Below are 18,825 nucleotides of genomic sequence, written 5' to 3'. Positions count from 1 at the left end.
CGGCGGGGCGGTGCGGTCCTGACGTGGCGTCAGGCAGCGGGTGCCGCGGGCGGGCCCGGGGCTCAGGCCCCCGGGTGCAGCCAGCAGGCCACGGTGCGGTCGCCGTCCGGGTGGTCGGCCGGGACCACCAGCGGGGGCAGGTCGGTCCGGCAGGGGTCGAAGGCCTTGGGGCAGCGCGGGTTGAAGGCGCAGCCGGTCGGCATCGAGCGCAGATCCGGCGGGGAGCCGGGGATGCCGGTCAGCTCGCGGCGCTCGCCCCGCAGCGGGGGGAAGGCGTTGAGCAGGCCGTCGCTGTAGGGGTGCAGCGAGTCGCGGTAGAGCTTGGCGGACGGGGCCTCCTCCACGATCCGGCCGCCGTACATGATGGCGATCCGGTCGGAGAACTCGACCAGCAGCGACAGGTCGTGGGTGATGAAGAGGACCGAGAAGCCCAACCGCTCGCGCAGGTCCACCAGCTGGCGCAGGATCTGACGCTGCATCACCACGTCCAGCGCGGTGGTGGGTTCGTCCATGATGACGACCTGCGGCTCCAGCGCCAGGGCCATCCCGATCATCACCCGCTGGCGCATTCCGCCGGACAGCTGGTGCGGGTAGCTGTTCAGCCGGTCCGGGGAGATGCCGACCAGCCGCATCAGCTCCTTGGCCCGGTCGAGCCTGGCCTCGCGGCTCATCCCCGGCTCGTGCGCGGCCAGCACGTCCATCAGCTGGGCGGCGACCGTGTGCACCGGGTTCAGCGAGTTCATCGCGCCCTGGAACACGATGGACGTCTCGGCCCAGCGGAACCGCCGCAGCGCGTCGTCGTCCATCTGCAGCACGTCCACCGGCGGCTCGCCCGGCGGGTGGTAGATCACCTTGCCGCCGGTGATCACCCCGGGCGGCGGCAGCAGCCGGGAGAGGCCGTACGCCAGCGTGGACTTGCCGCTGCCGCTCTCGCCGGCCAGGCCGAGCACCTCGCCGCGGTGCAGCGTCAGATTGACGTCGCGGACGGCCTGGACCGAGTCCTCGCCGAAGCCGTAGTCGACGCAGAGGCCCTTGATGTCGAGTACCGGGTCCTTGCTCACTGCGTCTCGTCCTCACTGCTCGTGCTGCTGGTGCCCTGCTGCTGACGCGGAACCGACGGTGTCGACGCGACGACCTCGTCGGTCTCGATCGTGCCGGTGCGGACCGGGGTGAACACCACCGGCTCCGGATCGGCGGACCGGGCGATGACGACCGGGGTGAAGCCGACCCGCATCTTCACCGGGCGGCCGTCGGCGGTCTTCAGGCCGCGCTCGGTGTTGTTGCGCAGCCGCGGGTTGACGAACTCGTCGATGCCGAAGTTCACCAGCGCCAGCGCGGTGCCCAGCAGGGCGATGGCGAGACCGGCCGGGACGAACCACCACCAGGCGCCGAGGTCCAGCGCCTGCTGGCTCTGCGCCCAGTAGAGGATCTTGCCCCAGTTCCAGGCGGCGAGGCCCTGGACGCCGATGAAGGCCAGGGTGATCTCGCTCATCACCGCGTAGATCACGGTGCCGATGAAGCCGGAGATGATCACCGCGCTGAGGTTGGGCAGCAGCTCGAACAGGATGATCCGCCAGGTCGACTCGCCGGTCGCGCGCGCGGCCTCGATGAAGTCGCGCCGTCGCAGTGACAGCGTCTGTGCCCGGACCACCCGGGCGCCCCAGGCCCACGAGGTGAAGCCGATCACCAGCGCGACCAGGGTCTCGCCGCCGCTGGGCAGGCTGGAGGTGATGATGATGATCAGCAGCAGCGCCGGGATCACCAGGAAGATGTTGGTCAGCGCCGAGAGCAGGTCGGCGGCAAGACCGCTCAGGTAGCCGGAGCTCACCCCGATCAGCACCGCCAGCGCGGAGGCGACCGCGCCGGAGAGCAGGCCGACGTACATGACGCTGCGGGTGCCGTCGATGACCTGGCTGAAGATGTCCTGGCCGAGGTGGGTGGTGCCGAAGATGTGCTTGGCCGAGGGGCCCTGCAGCAGGTCGTACGAGCGCGCGGTCGGGTCGTGCGGGGCGATGGTCGGGCCGAAGATCGCGATCAGGGTGAAGAACAGCAGGATGAAGCTGCCGGTCGCCGCCTTGGGGCTGGACAGGAAGCGCAGGTGCCGGCGCTTGGCCCGGCCCTTCCCGGGGGCCGTCGCGGACGGGTCCGGCGGCGGGACCGCGCCGCTGGTGGACAGCGCGGTACTGGACGCTGCGGTGGTCATCGCTCAGCCCTCCTTGCGGGTGCGCGGGTCGAGGATCAGGTAGGCGATGTCCGCCAGCAGGTTGGCCAGCAGCACGGCGAGCGTGATGAACAGGAAGATGCCCTGCATCAGCGGGTAGTCCGTCGAGCCCACGGCCTGGAGCATCTCGAAGCCGATGCCGGGGTAGTTGAAGACGATCTCCACCAGCAGGGTGGAGCCCAGGATCTGACCGAGCGACAGCGACAGCCCGGACACATTGGGCAGCAGCGCGTTGCGGGCCGCGTAGTTGAACATCACCCGGCGGTCGCTCAGGCCCTTGGCGTGCGCGACGGTGATGTAGTCCTCGGCGCCGACGGTCACCATCATGTTGCGCATGCTGAGGATCCAGCCGCTCATCGTGGTGACGACCAGCACCAGCAGCGGCAGCCAGCTGTGCTCCAGCGCGCTGCTGAGGAACTCGGTGTCGGTGCCCGGCACCAGCGAGGGGTCGTAGCCGCCGGAGACCGGGAACTGGCTGTGCGTGGCGATCACCGCGGCGATGGCCAGCAGGCCGAGCCAGAACGCCGGGATGGAGGAGACGAAGGTGGTGATCGGCAGCAGGAAGTCCAGCCGCGAGCCGCGCAGCCAGCCGGACAGCACCCCGAGGAAGGTGCCGGTGGCGAAGCTGATGATGATGGCGACGCCGGCCAGGCCCACCGTCCAGGGCAGGCTCTGCCACAGGATGCTGGAGACCGGGGTCGGGAAGTTGGAGAAGGAGATGCCCAGGTTGCCGTGGACCAGCTGGTCCAGGTAGGAGGTGTACTGCGACCACAGGCTCTGGTGCTTGTTCAGCCCGAACAGGACGTAGAGCGAGGCGATCGCCTTGGTGTCGATCTGGCCCCGGTTCTTGTTGATCAGGGCCATCACCGGGTCGCCGGGTATCAGCCGCGGGATGAAGAAGTTGATGGTGATCGCGGCCCAGGCGGTGAACACGTAGAACGCGACGCGCTGCAGGAAGTACTTCACTGGGAGGCCTCCGTCCCGGCCGGCACGGTGGCGCGGGTCTGGTCGAACAGCCAGCAGGCCGCCCAGTGCGGCGACTCCTCGCCGACCGGGGCCCCGACCGTCGCGGACAGCTCGACCGGGACCGGGATGTCGAAGCGCGGCGGCAGCTCGGTCCGGCAGATCTCCATCGCGTGCGGGCAGCGCGGGTTGAACCGGCAGCCGGACGGCGGGTCGATCAGGCTCGGCGGCTCGCCGCCGCTGGTGTCCTCGGTGTCGTCCGGGGTGCCCTCGCCGAGGATGCGGTCCGGGTCCGGCGCCGAGTTGATCAGCAGCTGGGTGTAGGGGTGGGCCGGGTGCTGGGTGACCACCTCGCTGGAGCCGCCCTCCACCATCCGCCCCGCGTACATCACCATGGTGTCGTCCGCGAAGTAGCGGGCCGAGGCGATGTCGTGGGTGATGTAGAGGATGGCCAGGCTCAGCCGCTCCTTGAGGTCGCGCAGCAGGTTCAGCACGCCGAGCCGGATCGACACGTCCAGCATCGACACCGGCTCGTCGGCCAGCAGCGCCTCGGGATCGGCCGCGAGGGCGCGGGCGATCGCGACGCGCTGGCGCTGGCCGCCGGACAGCTCGTGCGGGAACTTGTCCAGGTAGCGGGTGGCCGGGGTGAGTTGGACCCGCTCCAGCAGCTGCTCCAGGGCCTGCTGCAGACCGTCCGCGCCCTTGCCGGCGTTGCCGTGGATCCGCAGCGCCCGGGTCAGGTGGTAGCGGATGGTGTGGACCGGGTTCAGCGACGCGAACGGGTCCTGGAAGATCATCTGCACCTTGCGGTTGTACGCCCGGAAGCGCCGGCCGCCCTTCACCGTCACCGACTTCCCGTGCAGCCGGATGTCGCCCCCGGTGCGCGGGTACAGCTGCGCCAGCAGCCGCGCCACGGTGGACTTGCCCGAGCCCGACTCGCCGACCAGCGCGGTGACCCGCCCGCGGCGCAGCTTCAGGGTGACGTCGTCGACCGCGTGCACGACGCGTGGAGCGCGGGTCATGGCCTGCCGGCCGCTCTTGCGCACCGCGAAGTGCTTGGTGAGGCCGTCCGCCTCAAGAACCGTCTCGCTGTCCGGTGGCGCCGGTGGAGAGGACGTTTGGCTCAACGTCATGCCCGGTATCCCATCGTGATGTCGGTGGCCCCCGGTCCTCCGCCCCGGGGAGGGGGCGGAGGACCGGGAACGGGGAGGAGGTGCGGCTGGCTGCTTACTTCGCCGGGGTCAGGTGCAGGACGACGTCCAGCGCCTCGGGGATGGTCGGCTGGGCGCCGGCGTAGCTGTTGCTGTCGTCCGGCCAGCCCACCCAGTTCTTGGTGGAGTACTCGGCGCCGAGGTTGCCGGCCGAGGTGGCGATCATCGGGACGTCGTTCACCATCAGGTCCTCGAGGGTGGTGAGGGCGGTCAGGCGGCTGGCGTCGTCGGGGGCGTTGGCGTAGGCCTTCAGCGCGGCGGTGGCGGCCGGGTTGTTGTAGCGGCCGTAGTTGCCGTTCTGGCTCTGCGTGCCGATCGGCTTGAGGTTGGCGCCGTCCATGATGTTCTCGTAGTAGTCGTACGGGGTGGAGCCGCCGTTGGTCCAGTGCATCGCCGCCTGGAAGTTGCCGGACGCGATGTCGGTGGTCCACTTGTTCTCGTCGGCGGCGTCGACCTTGGCCTTGATGCCGATCTTCGAGAAGTTGTCGGCGATGATGGTCAGGTCGGTCTGGTAGTCGGACCAGCCGGCCGGGTCGGTCAGGGTGATGGTGACCGGCTTGCCGGTCTTGTCCTTGAGCACGTTGCCGGTGAGCGTGTAGCCGGCCGCCTTCAGCTTGGCTATCGCGCCGGCGACGTCGACCTTGGCGGTCTGGCCCTTGTACTTGTCCACGATGAACGGGGTGCCGGCCGGGGTGGGCAGGCCGGTGATGCTGTCGACCAGCGGCTTGAAGTAGCCGGACTCACCGATGTTGAAGATGTCCTCGCGGTTGACCACCATCGACATCGCCTGGCGCAGCACCGGGTCGTTGAAGGGCTTGACCGTGGTGTTGATCCACAGGCCGTCCGCGCTCATGTTCGGCGGGAAGAACAGGTGGTTGTGCGCCGGGTCCTTGGCCACGTAGGCCTGCTGGGCCTTGGCGATGAAGACGTAGGACCACTCGGACTGCCCGGCCTCGAGCGCGGTCGTCTGCGCGTTGTTGTCGGTGTAGGAGGTGTAGAGCAGCTCCTTCACCTTGGGCAGCGCCTGCCAGTAGCCGGTGGTGCGGGCGACCAGGTCGGCGTTCTGGCTGGTGATCGACTTCAGGGTGTACGGGCCGGTGCCGATCGGGTTCTTCACCACGTCGGTGGTCGGGTCGGCCATCGCCGACCACTGCGCCTTCGGGATGACGAAGGTCTTCAGGACCTTGGCCTGCGAGACGAACATCGAGTCGGTGAAGTTGACGGTGACCGTGTTGCCGGTGGTGCTGACCGAGTCGATCGGCAGCGCGTTGTAGTTCAGCGCCGACTTGTCCTTCAGGATCTGGAAGGAGTAGGCCACGTCGGCGGGGGTCATCGCGGAGCCGTCGGAGAACTTCACGCCGTCACGTACGGTGAGGGTGATGGTCTTGTAGTTGTTGGTCCAGTCCCACTTGGTGGCGAGCCACGGCTTGGCCGGGTCGGCGGGCTTGGTCTCGTTCACCATCGCGATGGGCTCGTAGATCATGAAGCGGTAGCCGAGGGCCGAGCTGGCCGAGGAGCTCAGGTACGGGTTGTTGTTGGCGGTGATCTGACCGTCGGGCATGCCGATTCTCAGCGGCTGCACCTTGGCGCCGGTGCTGGCGCCGGCCTTGTGGGAGGCATTGGTGCTGCTGCAGGCAGCGAGGCAGGTGATCGCCAGGCCGCCGGCGATGGCGGCGGCGGCAGTGCGGTTGAGGCGCATGAATCCCCACTTCAGAGGTGTCGGGCAAGGAGTGAGCGTGGTTTCGGTGGTGCGGGTGCTGCCGGCAGTGCGGGTGGTGCGGCTACGGGCGGTCGCTGTCCCCGGTTACCGGGGCGCGGGCACGGTGGCGGTCCTGGGCCGGGTGGAGTCCCGGACCACCAGGTGGGTCGGCAGGACGCTCGCCGCAGTCGGCAGCGGGACGCCCTTGAAGTGCGCGAGCAGCATCCGGGCGGCTGCGTCGCCCATCTCGCGCAGCGGCTGGTGCACGGTGGTGAGCGCCGGGTCGCTGTAGGAGGCGAGCGGCACGTCGTCGAAGCCGACCACGGCCACGTCCTCCGGGACCCGGATCCCGGCCTCGCGCAGGGCGAGCAGGACGCCCGTCGCGGAGAGGTCGTTCTGGGCGAACACGGCGTCGAAGGTCATTCCCGTGCTCAGGACCGCGGTGACGGCGGCCCTTCCCTGCTCGAAGGTGAAGTCGCCGACCACGACCTGCTCGGGGAACAGGGGGTGCCCGCTCTCCGCGTAGGCGTCGGCGAAGCCGGCCAGCCGCTCCTGGGTGCAGCCGAAGCTCTCCGGACCGGTGAGCACCACCGGCCGCTCCCGGCCGAGTTCCAGCAGGTGGCGGGCTGCCTGCTCGCCGCCGCTCCGGTCGGTGGTGGCGACGGAGGGGAACAGCGGCCGGTGGCCCCGGTCGTCGATCAGGACGACCGGCAGGCCGGCGTGGTGCAGTTCGGTGATGTAGTCCAGGGTCCCCTCGGGCTCGATCACCAGGAGGCCGTCGAAGGACTTCGCCGACACCTGCTTGGCGAAGCGCCGCAGCGAGTCCTCGCCGCGGTCACAGGTGAACAGCAGCAGTCCGAACCCCTCCGCCTCCACGACGTCGATCACGCCCTGGAGCACCTGCCCGATCCACGGCCAGGTCAGTGAGGGGACCAGCATTCCGACGATCTGGGTGCGCCCCCGGGCCAGGCCGACCGCGCCTGCGCTGGGGACGTAGCCGAGTTCGGCGATCACCTGGCGGACCCGTGCGGCGGTGGCCGCGTTGAGCTCGCCCTTGCCGTTGAGGACCCGCGAGACCGTGGTCTTGCTCACCCCGGCATGTGCTGCCACATCGGCGATGGTGATCGGCACGTCCGCCTCCGTTCGTCATTGATCGGTGGTCGTAGTTGTCCTACTCAGGGTGATTCGGGGTGAATTGCCAAGTCTTGGAAGCCAGTTCGGGAACCGGTTACGGAACCGGTTCCGCCGCAGAGTCAACCAAGGTAATCTCCGTCACGTCAATCACGTTCCGGCAACAAAGAGTTAACTTGAGGCCAGGGCCTGGAGAGCGCTCTCTGCCTGCCCGGAGCTTGCCTCGGGGTGCGGTTGCTGTCAAGACTCGAAGTCAACGACGTTGCAGGGATGTGACCTGTCTTCATGTCTCGCATGCAAACGACTGGTTCTACTCTGGGCCTTGACGCTCATGGAGGTCTGGCGCGACACTCCACTCAGTGAGAGAGCGCTCTCTCTTGATCGCGTGCTTGGCCCCGCCCTGAACCAGCGCCCCGCTCACCCGTCCCCGCCGTATCCCACTGGAGAACCATGACGACCAGCCTCGACCGCTCGTCCGCGCCCGAACCGCGCGCCGACGTCGGCTCCCGCTTCCCCACGGACTTCCTGTGGGGCGTCGCGACCTCCGCGTACCAGATCGAGGGAGCGGAGCTGGAGGACGGCCGGACGGCGTCCATCTGGGACACCTTCAGCCGCGTCCCCGGCGCGACCTTCGGCGGCCACACCGGTGAGGTCGCCTGCGACCACTACCACCGGATGCCCGAGGACGTGGACCTGATCGCCGGCCTCGGCGTCGACTCGTACCGCTTCTCGCTGTCCTGGCCGCGGATCCAGCCGGGCGGGAAGGGCCCCGCCAACGCGCGCGGCCTGGCCTTCTACGACCGTCTGGTGGACCGGCTGCTGGAGCGCGGGGTGCTGCCCTGGGTCACCCTGTACCACTGGGACCTGCCGCAGGAGCTGGAGGACGCGGGCGGCTGGCCGGCCCGCGACACCGCCCACCGCTTCGCCGACTACGCCGAGATCGCGATGAACGCGCTCGGCGACCGGGTCAGCTGGTGGACCACCCTGAACGAGCCCTGGTGCTCGGCCGTGCTCGGCTACGAGACCGGCCGGCACGCGCCGGGGCGGCAGGACTTCGGCGACTCCATGGCCGCGGTGCACCACCTGCTGCTCGGCCACGGCCTGGCCGCGCAGCGGCTGCGGGAGACCGCGCCGGGGCCGATCCAGGTCGGCATCACCCTGAACACCGCGCACACCCTGCCGGCCACCGACGCCCCGGAGGACGCGGTGGCGGCCCGCCGCGCCGACGGCCTCGGCACCCGGGTCTACACCGACCCGCTGGTGCACGGCAGCTACCCGGTGGACGTGGTGGACGACCTCGCCGCGCGCGGGGTGCAGCTCCCGGTGCAGGACGGCGACCTCTCGGTGATCGCCCAGCCGCTGGACTTCCTCGGCGTCAACTACTACACCAGCCACTACTTCTCCGGCACCGACGAGGACGGCCGCCGGGAGGTGGACGGCCTGCCGGTGGTCCGCCAGGTGCTGCAGGGCCTCCCGGTCACCGCGATGGACTGGGAGATCACCCCCCACGGCTTCACCGACCTGCTGGTCCGACTCGGCCGCGACTACCCGGGCGTCCCGCTCTACGTCACCGAGAACGGCGCGGCCTTCGACGACCGGGTCGGCCCGGACGGCGGGGTCGACGACGCCGACCGCACCGCGTACTTCGTCGAGCACCTGGCCGCGGTCGCCGACGCGCGCGAGGCCGGGGCGGACATCAGGGGCTACTTCGCCTGGTCGCTGCTGGACAACTTCGAGTGGAGCTACGGCTACGACAAGCGCTTCGGCATCGTCCACGTGGACTACGAGACGCAGGCGCGGACCGTCAAGCAGAGCGGACTCTGGTTCGCGGACACGATCCGCCGCAACCGCGAGGCCTAGCGCGTCCGGCGCAGGGGCACCGCCCGGCCCAGGCCGGGCGGCGGCTCCTGCCCGTCTCCGGCCGACGGCACAGGCACCATGCCCAGCACCATCCCCGACTGACCATCAGTCCCCGCCCCGAGAGGACCCCCCGTGCGCATCGAGCTCCGTGACGGCGTACTGCACACCGACGGCGCCCCCGGCCTGCTCGCCACCGCCGACTACCCCTACTACCGCGACGATCCGTCGGTGTGGCGGGAACGGCTGCGGACCCTGCGCGACGAGACCGGGATCCGCGTCGTCACCAGCTACTTCCCCTGGCGGCACCACCAGCCCGACGCCGACGTCCCGCCGGACTTCACCGGCGCCACCAGGCCCGACCGCGACCTGCTCGGCTACCTGCGGATCTGCGCGGAGCTCGGGCTGAGCGTGATCGCCAAGCCCGGTCCCTTCATCCACGCCGAGACCAACTACGGCGGCCTGCCGGACTGGATCTGCCCCGCGGTCAACCCCGAGGTGGAGCCGACCCTCGACGCCTACGGCGACCCGGTGCTCTGGAACGGCTCGGTCCTCGGCGCGGACGGCCTGGTCGAGCGCTGGCCGCTGCCGTCCCCGCAGGGCGCGTACTTCTCGGCTCGGGTCGGCGAGTGGATGCGCGCCGTCGGCAAGGAGGTGCTGCAGGCCGCCACCACCCCGGAGGGACCGGTGGTGCTGGTCCAGATCGCCAACGAGGGGCTGTTCACCGACGGCGCCCTGCCGCTCTGGTCCTACGACTACAGCGCCCCGGGGCTGGCCTTCTTCCGCAGCGGCCTGAGCGAGCACTACGGCAGCCTGGACGGCTACAACCAGGTGCACGGCACCGCGCACACCGACTGGGCCGAGGTCCAGCCGCCGCGCGAGCGCCGGGCGGCCGGCAGCGTCCAGGAGCAGCTGGCCCGCGCCGACTGGGGCCGGTTCCACTCCGACCTGCTGGCCGAGGCCTACCACAGCTGGACCGAGGCGCTGGCGCCGGAGGTCCCGGTGCTGGTCAACCTGAACCCGCCGGCCGAGCACCCGCACTCGTTCGACGGCTGGCTGTCCCGGGTCCGCCCGGAGCGCTGGAACGGCATCCACTACGGCTTCACCAACTGGATGGGCGTGGTCTCCGCCGACCGCACCTCGCACGCCCGCTACGTGCTCGCCGCCAAGCGCGCCCCCGGCCCCAACCTGGAGGAGAACTGGGGCTTCTCCGAGCTGTACGACCGGGCCTACGCGGCCGGGGCGACCAGCTTCCACCAGAGCCTGCTGGCGCTGGCGGCCGGGGCCACCGGGATCAACGTCTACACCGGCGTCGCCACCTCCGGCTGGGGCGACGACATGGACGTCATGCACAGCGCGCCCTACCCGGACTGCCCGCCGATCGACCAGCACGGCAACCCGACCGACAAGGCCGGCACGGTCCGGATGCTGGCGGACTTCTTCGCGCTGCACGGCGCCGAGTTCCTGGCCGCGACCCAGGTCACCGGGCCGAGCTGGGGCCTCTACGCCCCGTACGCCGCGGTCGCCGCCTGGGCGGCCGACGACGACAGCGGGACCGGCTGCGGCCGTCAGCTGCGCGCCTTCCACGAGCGGATGCGCGGGACCGGGCAGGACTACCGGATCGTGGACCTGGAGAGCGCCGACCCGCAGACCCTGGCCGGCCACCCGCACCTGGTGCTGCACGGCGGCCCCTTCATGCACGCCTCGGTGCAGCGGCTGCTCGCGGACCACCTGGCGGCCGGGCACACGGTCGAGCTGAGCGGGGAGGTGCCGCGGCTGGACGAGCTGCTGCGGCCGTGCACGGTGCTGGCCGAGGCGCTGGCGGCGGTCGCCGGTGCCCCCGCCGCTGACAACCCGTCCGCCGAGGCCGCCGCGGGCGCGCCGACGGTGCTCTCCGGCCACGCGGACGCCTACTGGCGGACCGTCGGCCCGGACACCGGCTATCTGACCGTGCTGGTGCAGAGCGACAGCGAGGGCCCGGTCACGGTCGCGCTGCCGCTCGGCGGCGACCGGGTCGGGACGGTGACCCTGGAGGGCGCCAAGGGCGGCGCGGCGCTGCTCCGGGTGGTGGCGGGGGAGCTGGACGACTTCCTGCTGACCGGCCTGAACTCCTACCTCGCGTCGGCGGTGACGCCGTCGGTCGCGCTCGGCGGCGCCGTGGTCCGCGCCGAGGGCCCGGCCGACCTGGCCCGGGTGGCGGGGGAGCTGCGCACGCTGCGTCCCTGAACTGGGGCGCCTTTGAACAGACGACGCAGGGGCGGGGCCGCGAACCCCGGCCCCGCCCCTGCGCCATGCCTGTCGGCAGGACCTCCCCGGCTACCAGCCGGCGTCGGGCAGCAGCTCGCGGACCGCGGGCAGCGCGGCGTCCAGGACCGTGCCGAACCACACCGAGAACGGCTTGGCGCCGCGCAGCTCGGCCAGCTCCGCCGGGGTGACCAGGCGGACCGCGGCGACCTCGTCCGGGTCCGGGTCCTGCTCGGCCTCGGCGATGCCGACGAAGAGGTGGTTGTACTCCTTCTCGACCAGCCCGGTGGCCTCGTCGGGGTGGTGGTACGTGACCGTGCCGGCCGCCTGCAGCCGGACCGGGGCCGGGCCCAGCTCCTCGGCGGTCCGCCGGGCGGCGGCGGCGAACGGGGCCTCGCCGGGGTAGGGGTGCCCGCAGCAGGTGTTCGACCAGACGCCGGGGGAGTGGTACTTGCCCAGGGCGCGCTGCTGCAGCAGCATCCGGCCCCCGGTGTCGAACAGGAAGACGGAGAACGCGCGGTGCAGCTGCCCGGGGGCCAGGTGGGCGGAGAGCTTCTCCGCCGTCCCGATGGTCCGACCCTGCTCGTCGACCAGTTCCAGCAGGATCTCGGGCGCGGTCAGGGCGGTCTCAGCCTGGGCAATCGCAGAACTGGTCGACGTCGACAATGCAGGACCTTTCGGCAGGGTGTGACGAACGCACCGGGGCGCTGTCCCCGGCCTCGACGGCGGAGACCGCCGCTGACCAGTCTGCCGTACGGGGCTGTGCCGGTCAGCGTGAAGACCCTATCGGGTGGTGCGCTCGAACGGACTCGCAGCCCGCCCGGACGACGCGGCTTGTGGCCCGGTGTCACTGTCCGCGATGATGATCGAACACCGGTAGGACATTCGGACCGATCCGAGTCTCCATCCCCCATTCGCCCCTCGTCCACACGGCCTCCGCGTGTCACCCGGTGCCCGCGGTCGCCTACGATCGCCAGGGCAGCCCTGTTCCCCCGGGACGCCCTCGCACGCTACAAGGACCGGAGAACCACATGATCGGCCTCGTTCTGGCCGCCGGCGCCGGACGCCGTCTGCGCCCCTACACCGACACCCTCCCCAAGGCCCTGGTGCCGGTGGACGGCGAGCGGACCATCCTGGACCTCACTCTGGGCAACTTCGCCGAGGTCGGCCTGAGGGACGTCGCCGTCGTGGTGGGCTACCGGGCCGAGGCCGTGTACGAGCGGAAGGCCGCCCTCGAACAGAAGTACGGCATCAGCCTCACCCTGGTCGACAACGACAAGGCCGAGGAGTGGAACAACGCCTACTCGCTCTGGTGCGCCCGCGACCTCTTCGCCGAGGGCCTGCTGCTCGCCAACGGCGACACGGTCCACCCCGCCTCGGTGCAGCGCACCATGCTGGACGGCAACGCCCGGCTCACCGCCGAGGGCGCCGCGCCCGGCATCCTGCTGGCGCTGGACACCGTGAAGAAGCTCGCCGACGAGGAGATGAAGGTCGTGGTCGACCCGGCCGCGGGCATGCGCCGGATCACCAAGCTGATGGAGCCCGCCGAGGCCACCGGCGAGTACATCGGGCTGACCGTGGTCAACCCGTCCGCCGCCGCCGACCTCGCCTCCGCGCTGCAGGCCACCTTCGAGCGCGACCCGCAGCTCTACTACGAGGACGGCTACCAGGAGATGGTGGACCGCGGCCTGCGGATCGACGTCCAGCCGATCGGCGACGTCTCCTGGGTCGAGATCGACAACCACGAGGACCTGGCCAGGGGACGGGAGATCGCGTGCCGGTACTGACCCGTCTGGTCCCCTCGCCGCTGGTGGTCGACATCCGGGCCGGCGCGCTGGAGAACCTCGGCTCGATCCTCGCCGACCAGCGGATCTCCGCCTCGGGGCGGCTGGCCGTCGCGGTCAGCGCCGGCTCGGGGGCCGCGCTGCGCGAGCGGCTCGCCCCGCAGCTGCCCGGCGTCGACTGGTTCCCGATGGCCGGCGGCACCCTGGACGCCGCGGTCGAGCTGGCCGACCGGATGCGCTCCGGCACCTACGACGCGGTGGTCGGCCTGGGCGGCGGCAAGATCATCGACGCGGCCAAGTACGCCGCCGCGCGGATCGGCCTGCCCATGGTCGCGGTGGCCACCAACCTCGCCCACGACGGCATCTGCTCCCCGGTCTCCACCCTGGACAACGACGCCGGACGCGGCTCCTACGGCGTGCCCAGCCCGATCGGGCTGATCGTCGACCTGGACGTGATCAGGGACGCCCCCGGGCGCTTCGTCGCCGCCGGGATCGGCGACGTCCTGTCCAACATCTCCGCCTGCGCCGACTGGGAGCTGTCCCAGCGGGAGACCGGGGAGCAGGTCGACGGCCTGGCCATCGCGATGGGCCGCAGCGCCGGGGAACTGATGCTCCGCCACCCCGGCACGATCGCCGACGACACCCTGCTGATCGCGCTGGCGGAGTCCCTGGTACTGTCCGGCATCGCCATGAACATCAGCGGCAGCACCCGGCCGACCAGCGGCGGCTGCCACGAGATCAGCCACGCGCTGGACATCCTCTACCCGGGCCGCTCCGCCCAGCACGGCGAGCAGTGCGGCCTCGGCGGGGCCTTCGCCAGCTACCTGCGCGGGGACGCCGACCTCTCGGGGGAGATGGCCGCCGTCCTGGCCCGGCACGGGCTGCCCGTGACGGCCGATCAGATCGGCTTCAGCGACGAGGAGTTCGTCGCCGCCGTGCACTACGCTCCGCAGACCCGCCCAGGACGCTTCACCATCCTGGAGCACCTAGACCTCGACCCCACAGCCATCCGGGACGCGTACACCGACTATGTCAAACACGTCAGCTCCTGAACGAACCCCCGCCCAGGGCAAGCCCACCATCGCGGAGTTCCGCGCCGTGGCCCATCCCGAGGGCATGCTGCAGCGGCGCTCCGGCGAGCACTGGGCCGGCCGCCTCTACATGCGGCGGATCTCCTCCCGGGTCACCCGGCACCTGATCACCGCCCCGGTCACCCCCAACCAGCTGACCTGGCTGATGATGCTCACCGGCGTCCTCGGCGGCGCCGCGCTGCTGATCCCCGGTCTGACCGGGGCGGTGCTGGCCGCCCTGCTGATCCAGGCCTACCTGGGCCTGGACTGCGTCGACGGCGAGCTCGCCCGCTGGCGCAAGCAGACCTCCACCACCGGCGTCTACCTGGACCGGGTCGGCCACTACCTGTCCGAGGCCGCGCTGCTCACCGGCGCCGGACTGCGGGCCGCCGACCTGTTCCGGTCCAGCGGGACGACCGACTGGATGTGGGCCTTCCTCGGGACCGTCGCCGCGCTCGGCGCCATCCTGATCAAGGCGGAGACCGACCTGGTGGACGTCGCCCGGATCCGCCGCGGCCTGTCCGCCGTCGACGACTCCGCCTCGGTGCCGCGCGCCTCGGGGGTCGCCACCCTGCGCAAGCTCGCGGCCGGACTCAAGCTGCACCGCCTGATCGGCGGAGTCGAGGCCTCGCTGGTGCTGCTGGTCGCCGGGATCGCCGACTTCGCCCACGGCGACCTGTTCTTCACCCGCCTCGCCGTGGCCGTGCTGGCCGGTATCGCCGTGGTCCAGACTCTGCTGCACCTGCTGAGCATCGTGCTGTCGAGCAGGTTGCGATGAGCGGTCCGGCAATGAAACTCGGAGCGGTGGTGCTCACCCAGGGCACCCGCCCGGTGGAGCTCAAGGCACTGCTGGAGTCGGTCGCGGTCCAGCACGGCGCGCCGGTCGAGGTGGTCGTGGTCGCCAACGGCGTCCCGCTGCCCGAGCTGCCCGCGGGCGTGCGCGGGGTCGAGACGGCGGAGAACCTCGGCATCCCCGGCGGACGCAACGTCGGCATCGAGGCCTTCGGCAAGGACGGCTCGGACGTCGACGCGGTGCTCTTCCTGGACGACGACGGCCTGCTCCCGCAGGACGGCGACGCCGAACGGATCCGCGCCGCCTTCGCCGCCGACCCGAGGCTCGGCATCGTCAGCTTCCGGATCGCCGACCCGGAGTCCGGCGAGACCCAGCGGCGGCACGTGCCCCGGCTGCGCGCCACCGACCCGCTGCGCTCGTCCAGGACCACCACCTTCCTGGGCGGGGCCAGCGCGGTCCGCAGCGAGGTCTTCGCCACCGCGGGCCAGCTCCCGGGGGAGTTCTTCTACGGCCACGAGGAGACCGACCTGGCCTGGCGGGCCCTCGACGCCGGCTGGGACATCGAGTACCGCGCGGACATCGTGCTGCACCACCCGAAGACCCCGCCGAGCCGGCACGCGGTCTACAACCACAACATCGCCAGGAACCGGGTCTGGCTGGCCCGGCGCAACCTGCCGGCCCCGATCGTCCCGGTCTACCTGGGCAGCTGGGTGCTGCTCACGCTGCTCAGGACCCGGTCGCCGGGGGCGCTGAAGGCGTGGTTCGCGGGCTTCGCCGACGGCTGGCGCAGCCCCTGCGGCCCGCGCCGGCCGATCCGCTGGCGCACGGTCTGGCGGATGACCCGGTTGGGACGGCCCCCGCTGGTCTGACCGGTCGGCAGACGACTGGACCGCTGCGCTGACGGACCGCCAGGGCGGGCCCCCGTGCCCGCTTTGGCGGTATCCGGACTGCCGGACCGGCCGGGCCGTGAGACCGTCGGAAAGTGGACGAGTACAGCGGCGGGGCCCCGGCTGCCGGGACGGCGGCGATCCGGACGGCCGACCCCGGCCCGAGCCCGGCCGAGCTGGCCGCGGCCTACGGGCTCAGCGTCAGCGGCCGGCGGCCGAGCCTGCCCGAGTACACCCGGCAGCTCTGGTCCCGGCGGCACTTCATCCTGGCCTACGCGACCGCGCGGAACACCGCCGCGTACACCGGCGCCCGGCTGGGGCAGATCTGGCAGGTGATGACGCCGCTGCTGAACGCGGCCGTCTACTACCTGATCTTCGGTCTGCTGCTGGGGACCAACCGGGGCATCCCCAACTTCATCGCGTACCTCTGCACCGGGGTCTTCGTCTTCCAGTTCACCCAGTCCGCGGTGCTGGCCGGGACCCGCTCGATCGCCGACAACCTCAGCCTGGTCCGGGCGCTGCACTTCCCCCGGGCCTGCCTGCCGATCGCGGCCACGGTGATGCAGCTGCAGCAGCTGCTGTTCTCGATGGGCGTGCTGATCACGATCATCCTGGCCACCGGTGAACCGGTCACCCTGCGCTGGCTGCTGATCATCCCGATCCTGCTGCTGCAGACCCTGTTCAACGCCGGGCTCGCGCTGGCGCTGGCCCGGATCGGGGCCAGGACCACCGACCTGGCCCAGCTGATGCCGTTCATCCTGCGCACCTGGATGTACGCCTCGGGCGTCTTCTGGAGCGTCAGCAACCTCGCCTCCGGGCACCCGGCCTGGGTGGCCACCCTGCTCAACCTCAACCCGGCGCTGCTGTTCAACGACATGATGCGGTTCGCGCTGATGGACTCGGTCCCGGCCAGCAGCGTCCCGCACCACGCCTGGATCGCGGCCCTGGTCTGGTCGCTGCTGGTGGTGCTGGGCGGCTATGCCTTCTTCTGGAAGGCGGAGGCGGAGTACGGCCGTGGCTGACTCCCCCTTCGCGGCCTCGTTCCAGGGCTCCTACGGCGGCTCGTCCAACGGCTCCTACGGCGGCGGCGCGGCACGCACCCCGACCGTGGTGGTGGACGACGTCCACATCGTCTACAAGATCTACGGCTCCGGCGCCGGACGGGGCTCGGCCACCTCGGCGCTGTCCCGGATCGTCCGGCGCAAGGCCTCCCCGGCGCTGTCCGAGGTGCACGCGGTGCGCGGGATCAGCTTCACCGCGTACAAGGGCGAGGCGATCGGGCTGATCGGCTCCAACGGCTCGGGCAAGTCGACCACCCTGGCGGCGGTGGCCGGCCTGCTGCCGACCGCGTCCGGGGCGATCTACACCGACGGGCAGCCGTCGCTGCTCGGGGTGAACGCGGCGATGATGAACGACCTGACCGGGGAGCGCAACGTGGTCCTCGGCTGCCTGGCGATGGGGATGTCCTACGCCGAGGTGCGCGAGCGCTACCAGGGCATCGTGGACTTCTCCGGGATCAACGAGCGCGGCGACTTCATCTCGCTGCCGATGCGGACCTACTCCTCCGGCATGGGAGCCCGGCTGCGGTTCTCCATCGCGGCGGCGAAGACCCATGACGTGTTGCTGATCGACGAGGCGCTGTCCACCGGCGACGCCTCGTTCCAGCGGCGCAGCGAGGCCCGGATCAAGGAGCTGCGGGAGGAGGCCGGGACGGTGTTCCTGGTCTCGCACAGCAGCAAGTCGATCCGGGACACCTGCGACCGGACGATCTGGCTGGAGCACGGCGTGATCCGCGCCGACGGGCCGACCGACGAGATCGTGGAGGCCTACGAGTCCTATATGAAGGACCGCAAGTAGCGGGGGCTGCTCAGCGCTCGCCGCCGCCGTAGCGGTGGGCGAGGCTGGGGTCGTCCAGCCACCACGGGCGCAGGCCCTCCTCCGGGGCGGGGGAGGCCGCCGCCGCGGGAACGGACGGCTGCTGCTCCCGCTCCTTCTGCTCGTGCTGCTCCCGCTCCTGCTGGTCCAGCTCCAGGTCCACCGCGACCGTGCGGACCCGCTCCTCGCGGATCACCCGGATGATCAGCGCCACCAGGAAGGGCACCCCGGCGATGTCGCCGAGACCCCACAGCACCGCGCCGCCCCAGGACTGGTCGGTCCGCGGCGACATGCCCCAGGGGCGGCCCAGCGCCTCCCAGTAGTGCGGGACCAGCAGGGTCGAGCCGAAGACCAGGACGAAGCCCAGCGCCGCGTCGAAGATCACCTCGGCGACCGTGATCGTCACCCCGAGCAGCGGGTGGTAGTGCTTGGCGACCGGGTCGATCTGCAGCCGGGGCCAGAAGTAGGCCAGCCCGAACAGCACGAAGCCGACGTGGAACGCGGTGTTCCAGCCGCCGGTGGTGAGCGAGAGCCGGTACCAGGGGCTGAAGTAGAACAGCCACGGCGGCACGATCAGCAGCACGGTCGACACCAGCGGGAACATCAGCGCCTGCGCGGCCCGCCCGCGCAGCGCCGCCCGCAGCCGCTCCCGCCGGGCCTCGGGGGCCGCCTCGACCAGCACGGTCACCGGGGCGCCCATCGCCAGCAGCAGCGGCACCACCATCAGCAGCAGCACCGACTGCACCGCGCGGTCGGTGAACAGCACCTTCTCGTAGACGCCGAGCCCGGCACAGGTGGTGAACACCCACAGCGCCATGCCCAGCACGAAGGCGAAGCCGCGGCCGAAGGACCAGGCCGTCCCCGACCGGTGCAGCCGGTGGACGCCGTAGAGGTAGCCGACCGTGCCGAGCACGGCGAGGGCCAGGACCACCGGCTCCAGCTGCCAGGAGCTGAAGGCCCGGCCGAAGGTCCAGGCCGGGGGTCCGGAGTAGGCAGCAGCCAGGTGCATCTCCATCACGCCGTTCTTCCCGTCCTCGCCGTCCGGTGGTCCGGCTTCCGATTCTGCTCCTGCGCCCGGAGCGATCTTCAG

The 18,825-nt window shown here is 71.2% G+C and carries 16 protein-coding genes; 8 read left to right on the top strand and 8 right to left on the bottom strand.

Features of this window, described 5'->3' with window-relative positions:
• Positions 1 to 62: 62 nt before the first annotated feature.
• The 6 genes from ACEZDE_RS23155 to ACEZDE_RS23130 all read right to left on the bottom strand — a co-directional run bounded on the left by ACEZDE_RS23155 (position 63) and on the right by ACEZDE_RS23130 (position 7,225).
• Positions 63 to 1,061 (bottom strand): ABC transporter ATP-binding protein, encoded by a 999-nt coding sequence (locus ACEZDE_RS23155; RefSeq protein ID WP_380538883.1) that lies wholly within the window; start codon positions 1,059 to 1,061, stop codon positions 63 to 65.
• Positions 1,058 to 2,203: an ABC transporter permease gene (locus ACEZDE_RS23150; RefSeq protein WP_380538880.1), complete on the bottom strand. Its 1,146-nt coding sequence runs from the start codon at positions 2,201 to 2,203 to the stop codon at positions 1,058 to 1,060. Before ACEZDE_RS23150 ends, ACEZDE_RS23155 begins: the two co-directional genes overlap by 4 nt.
• Positions 2,204 to 2,206: 3 nt before the next feature.
• The gene (locus ACEZDE_RS23145) at positions 2,207 to 3,187 is read right to left on the bottom strand and encodes an ABC transporter permease (RefSeq protein WP_380538877.1); all 981 of its coding nucleotides are present in this window, start codon (positions 3,185 to 3,187) and stop codon (positions 2,207 to 2,209) included.
• Positions 3,184 to 4,311: an ABC transporter ATP-binding protein gene (locus ACEZDE_RS23140; RefSeq protein WP_380538977.1), complete on the bottom strand. Its 1,128-nt coding sequence runs from the start codon at positions 4,309 to 4,311 to the stop codon at positions 3,184 to 3,186. The genes ACEZDE_RS23145 and ACEZDE_RS23140 overlap by 4 nt, the downstream gene beginning before the upstream one ends.
• A 100-nt stretch (positions 4,312 to 4,411) precedes the next feature.
• On the bottom strand, positions 4,412 to 6,094 hold the full coding sequence (locus ACEZDE_RS23135; protein WP_380538874.1) for an ABC transporter substrate-binding protein: 1,683 nt from the start codon (positions 6,092 to 6,094) through the stop codon (positions 4,412 to 4,414).
• Between the two features lie 105 nt (positions 6,095 to 6,199).
• A complete protein-coding gene (locus ACEZDE_RS23130; RefSeq protein ID WP_380538872.1) occupies positions 6,200 to 7,225 on the bottom strand; it encodes a LacI family DNA-binding transcriptional regulator in 1,026 nt (341 codons plus the stop codon).
• Between the two features lie 450 nt (positions 7,226 to 7,675).
• Here ACEZDE_RS23130 and ACEZDE_RS23125 point away from each other — a divergent pair, with 450 nt between their 5' ends.
• Positions 7,676 to 9,085, top strand: coding sequence for a GH1 family beta-glucosidase (locus ACEZDE_RS23125; protein ID WP_380538870.1), 1,410 nt, complete (start codon positions 7,676 to 7,678; stop codon positions 9,083 to 9,085).
• 132 nt (positions 9,086 to 9,217) lie between these two features.
• Positions 9,218 to 11,308, top strand: a complete 2,091-nt coding sequence (locus tag ACEZDE_RS23120; protein WP_380538868.1) for a beta-galactosidase — start codon at positions 9,218 to 9,220, stop codon at positions 11,306 to 11,308.
• A 90-nt stretch (positions 11,309 to 11,398) separates the two neighbouring features.
• On the opposite strand, the gene idi is transcribed toward ACEZDE_RS23120, so the two are convergent.
• A complete protein-coding gene (gene idi / locus ACEZDE_RS23115) occupies positions 11,399 to 11,992 on the bottom strand; it encodes an isopentenyl-diphosphate Delta-isomerase (protein WP_380538866.1) in 594 nt (197 codons plus the stop codon).
• Between the two features lie 365 nt (positions 11,993 to 12,357).
• On the opposite strand from idi, the gene ACEZDE_RS23110 reads away from it, so the two are divergent.
• The 6 genes from ACEZDE_RS23110 to ACEZDE_RS23085 all read left to right on the top strand — a co-directional run bounded on the left by ACEZDE_RS23110 (position 12,358) and on the right by ACEZDE_RS23085 (position 17,717).
• On the top strand, positions 12,358 to 13,113 hold the full coding sequence (locus ACEZDE_RS23110; protein WP_380538864.1) for a phosphocholine cytidylyltransferase family protein: 756 nt from the start codon (positions 12,358 to 12,360) through the stop codon (positions 13,111 to 13,113).
• Positions 13,101 to 14,162, top strand: a complete 1,062-nt coding sequence (locus tag ACEZDE_RS23105; protein ID WP_380538862.1) for an iron-containing alcohol dehydrogenase family protein — start codon at positions 13,101 to 13,103, stop codon at positions 14,160 to 14,162. The genes ACEZDE_RS23110 and ACEZDE_RS23105 overlap by 13 nt, the downstream gene beginning before the upstream one ends.
• On the top strand, positions 14,140 to 14,958 hold the full coding sequence (locus ACEZDE_RS23100) for a CDP-alcohol phosphatidyltransferase family protein (RefSeq protein ID WP_380538861.1): 819 nt from the start codon (positions 14,140 to 14,142) through the stop codon (positions 14,956 to 14,958). The genes ACEZDE_RS23105 and ACEZDE_RS23100 overlap by 23 nt, the downstream gene beginning before the upstream one ends.
• Before the next feature lie 11 nt (positions 14,959 to 14,969).
• Complete coding sequence (locus ACEZDE_RS23095) at positions 14,970 to 15,842, top strand: glycosyltransferase family 2 protein (RefSeq protein ID WP_380538859.1); 873 nt, start codon at positions 14,970 to 14,972, stop codon at positions 15,840 to 15,842.
• A 113-nt stretch (positions 15,843 to 15,955) separates the two neighbouring features.
• Positions 15,956 to 16,882: an ABC transporter permease gene (locus ACEZDE_RS23090; RefSeq protein WP_380538857.1), complete on the top strand. Its 927-nt coding sequence runs from the start codon at positions 15,956 to 15,958 to the stop codon at positions 16,880 to 16,882.
• An 85-nt stretch (positions 16,883 to 16,967) separates the two neighbouring features.
• On the top strand, positions 16,968 to 17,717 hold the full coding sequence (locus ACEZDE_RS23085) for an ABC transporter ATP-binding protein (RefSeq protein WP_380538974.1): 750 nt from the start codon (positions 16,968 to 16,970) through the stop codon (positions 17,715 to 17,717).
• Between the two features lie 10 nt (positions 17,718 to 17,727).
• Here ACEZDE_RS23085 and ACEZDE_RS23080 read toward each other — a convergent pair whose 3' ends face one another.
• Positions 17,728 to 18,750, bottom strand: a complete 1,023-nt coding sequence (locus ACEZDE_RS23080; RefSeq protein WP_380538855.1) for a cytochrome c oxidase assembly protein — start codon at positions 18,748 to 18,750, stop codon at positions 17,728 to 17,730.
• Positions 18,751 to 18,825 lie beyond the last annotated feature (75 nt).

Source organism: Streptacidiphilus cavernicola, from assembly GCF_042510955.1.
Taxonomy (GTDB): domain Bacteria; phylum Actinomycetota; class Actinomycetes; order Streptomycetales; family Streptomycetaceae; genus Streptacidiphilus; species Streptacidiphilus cavernicola.
Note: the sequence above shows the minus strand (reverse complement) of the source record. Positions and strands in the feature narration are given on the sequence as shown.

Coding starts and splice junctions, on each gene's coding strand:
- ACEZDE_RS23150 (WP_380538880.1), bottom strand. CDS start 2,203: ATGACCACCGCAGCGTCCAGTACCGCGCTGTCCACCAGCGGCGCGGTC.
- ACEZDE_RS23135 (WP_380538874.1), bottom strand. CDS start 6,094: ATGCGCCTCAACCGCACTGCCGCCGCCGCCATCGCCGGCGGCCTGGCG.
- ACEZDE_RS23125 (WP_380538870.1), top strand. CDS start 7,676: ATGACGACCAGCCTCGACCGCTCGTCCGCGCCCGAACCGCGCGCCGAC.
- ACEZDE_RS23110 (WP_380538864.1), top strand. CDS start 12,358: ATGATCGGCCTCGTTCTGGCCGCCGGCGCCGGACGCCGTCTGCGCCCC.
- ACEZDE_RS23100 (WP_380538861.1), top strand. CDS start 14,140: ATGTCAAACACGTCAGCTCCTGAACGAACCCCCGCCCAGGGCAAGCCC.
- ACEZDE_RS23095 (WP_380538859.1), top strand. CDS start 14,970: ATGAAACTCGGAGCGGTGGTGCTCACCCAGGGCACCCGCCCGGTGGAG.
- ACEZDE_RS23080 (WP_380538855.1), bottom strand. CDS start 18,750: ATGGAGATGCACCTGGCTGCTGCCTACTCCGGACCCCCGGCCTGGACC.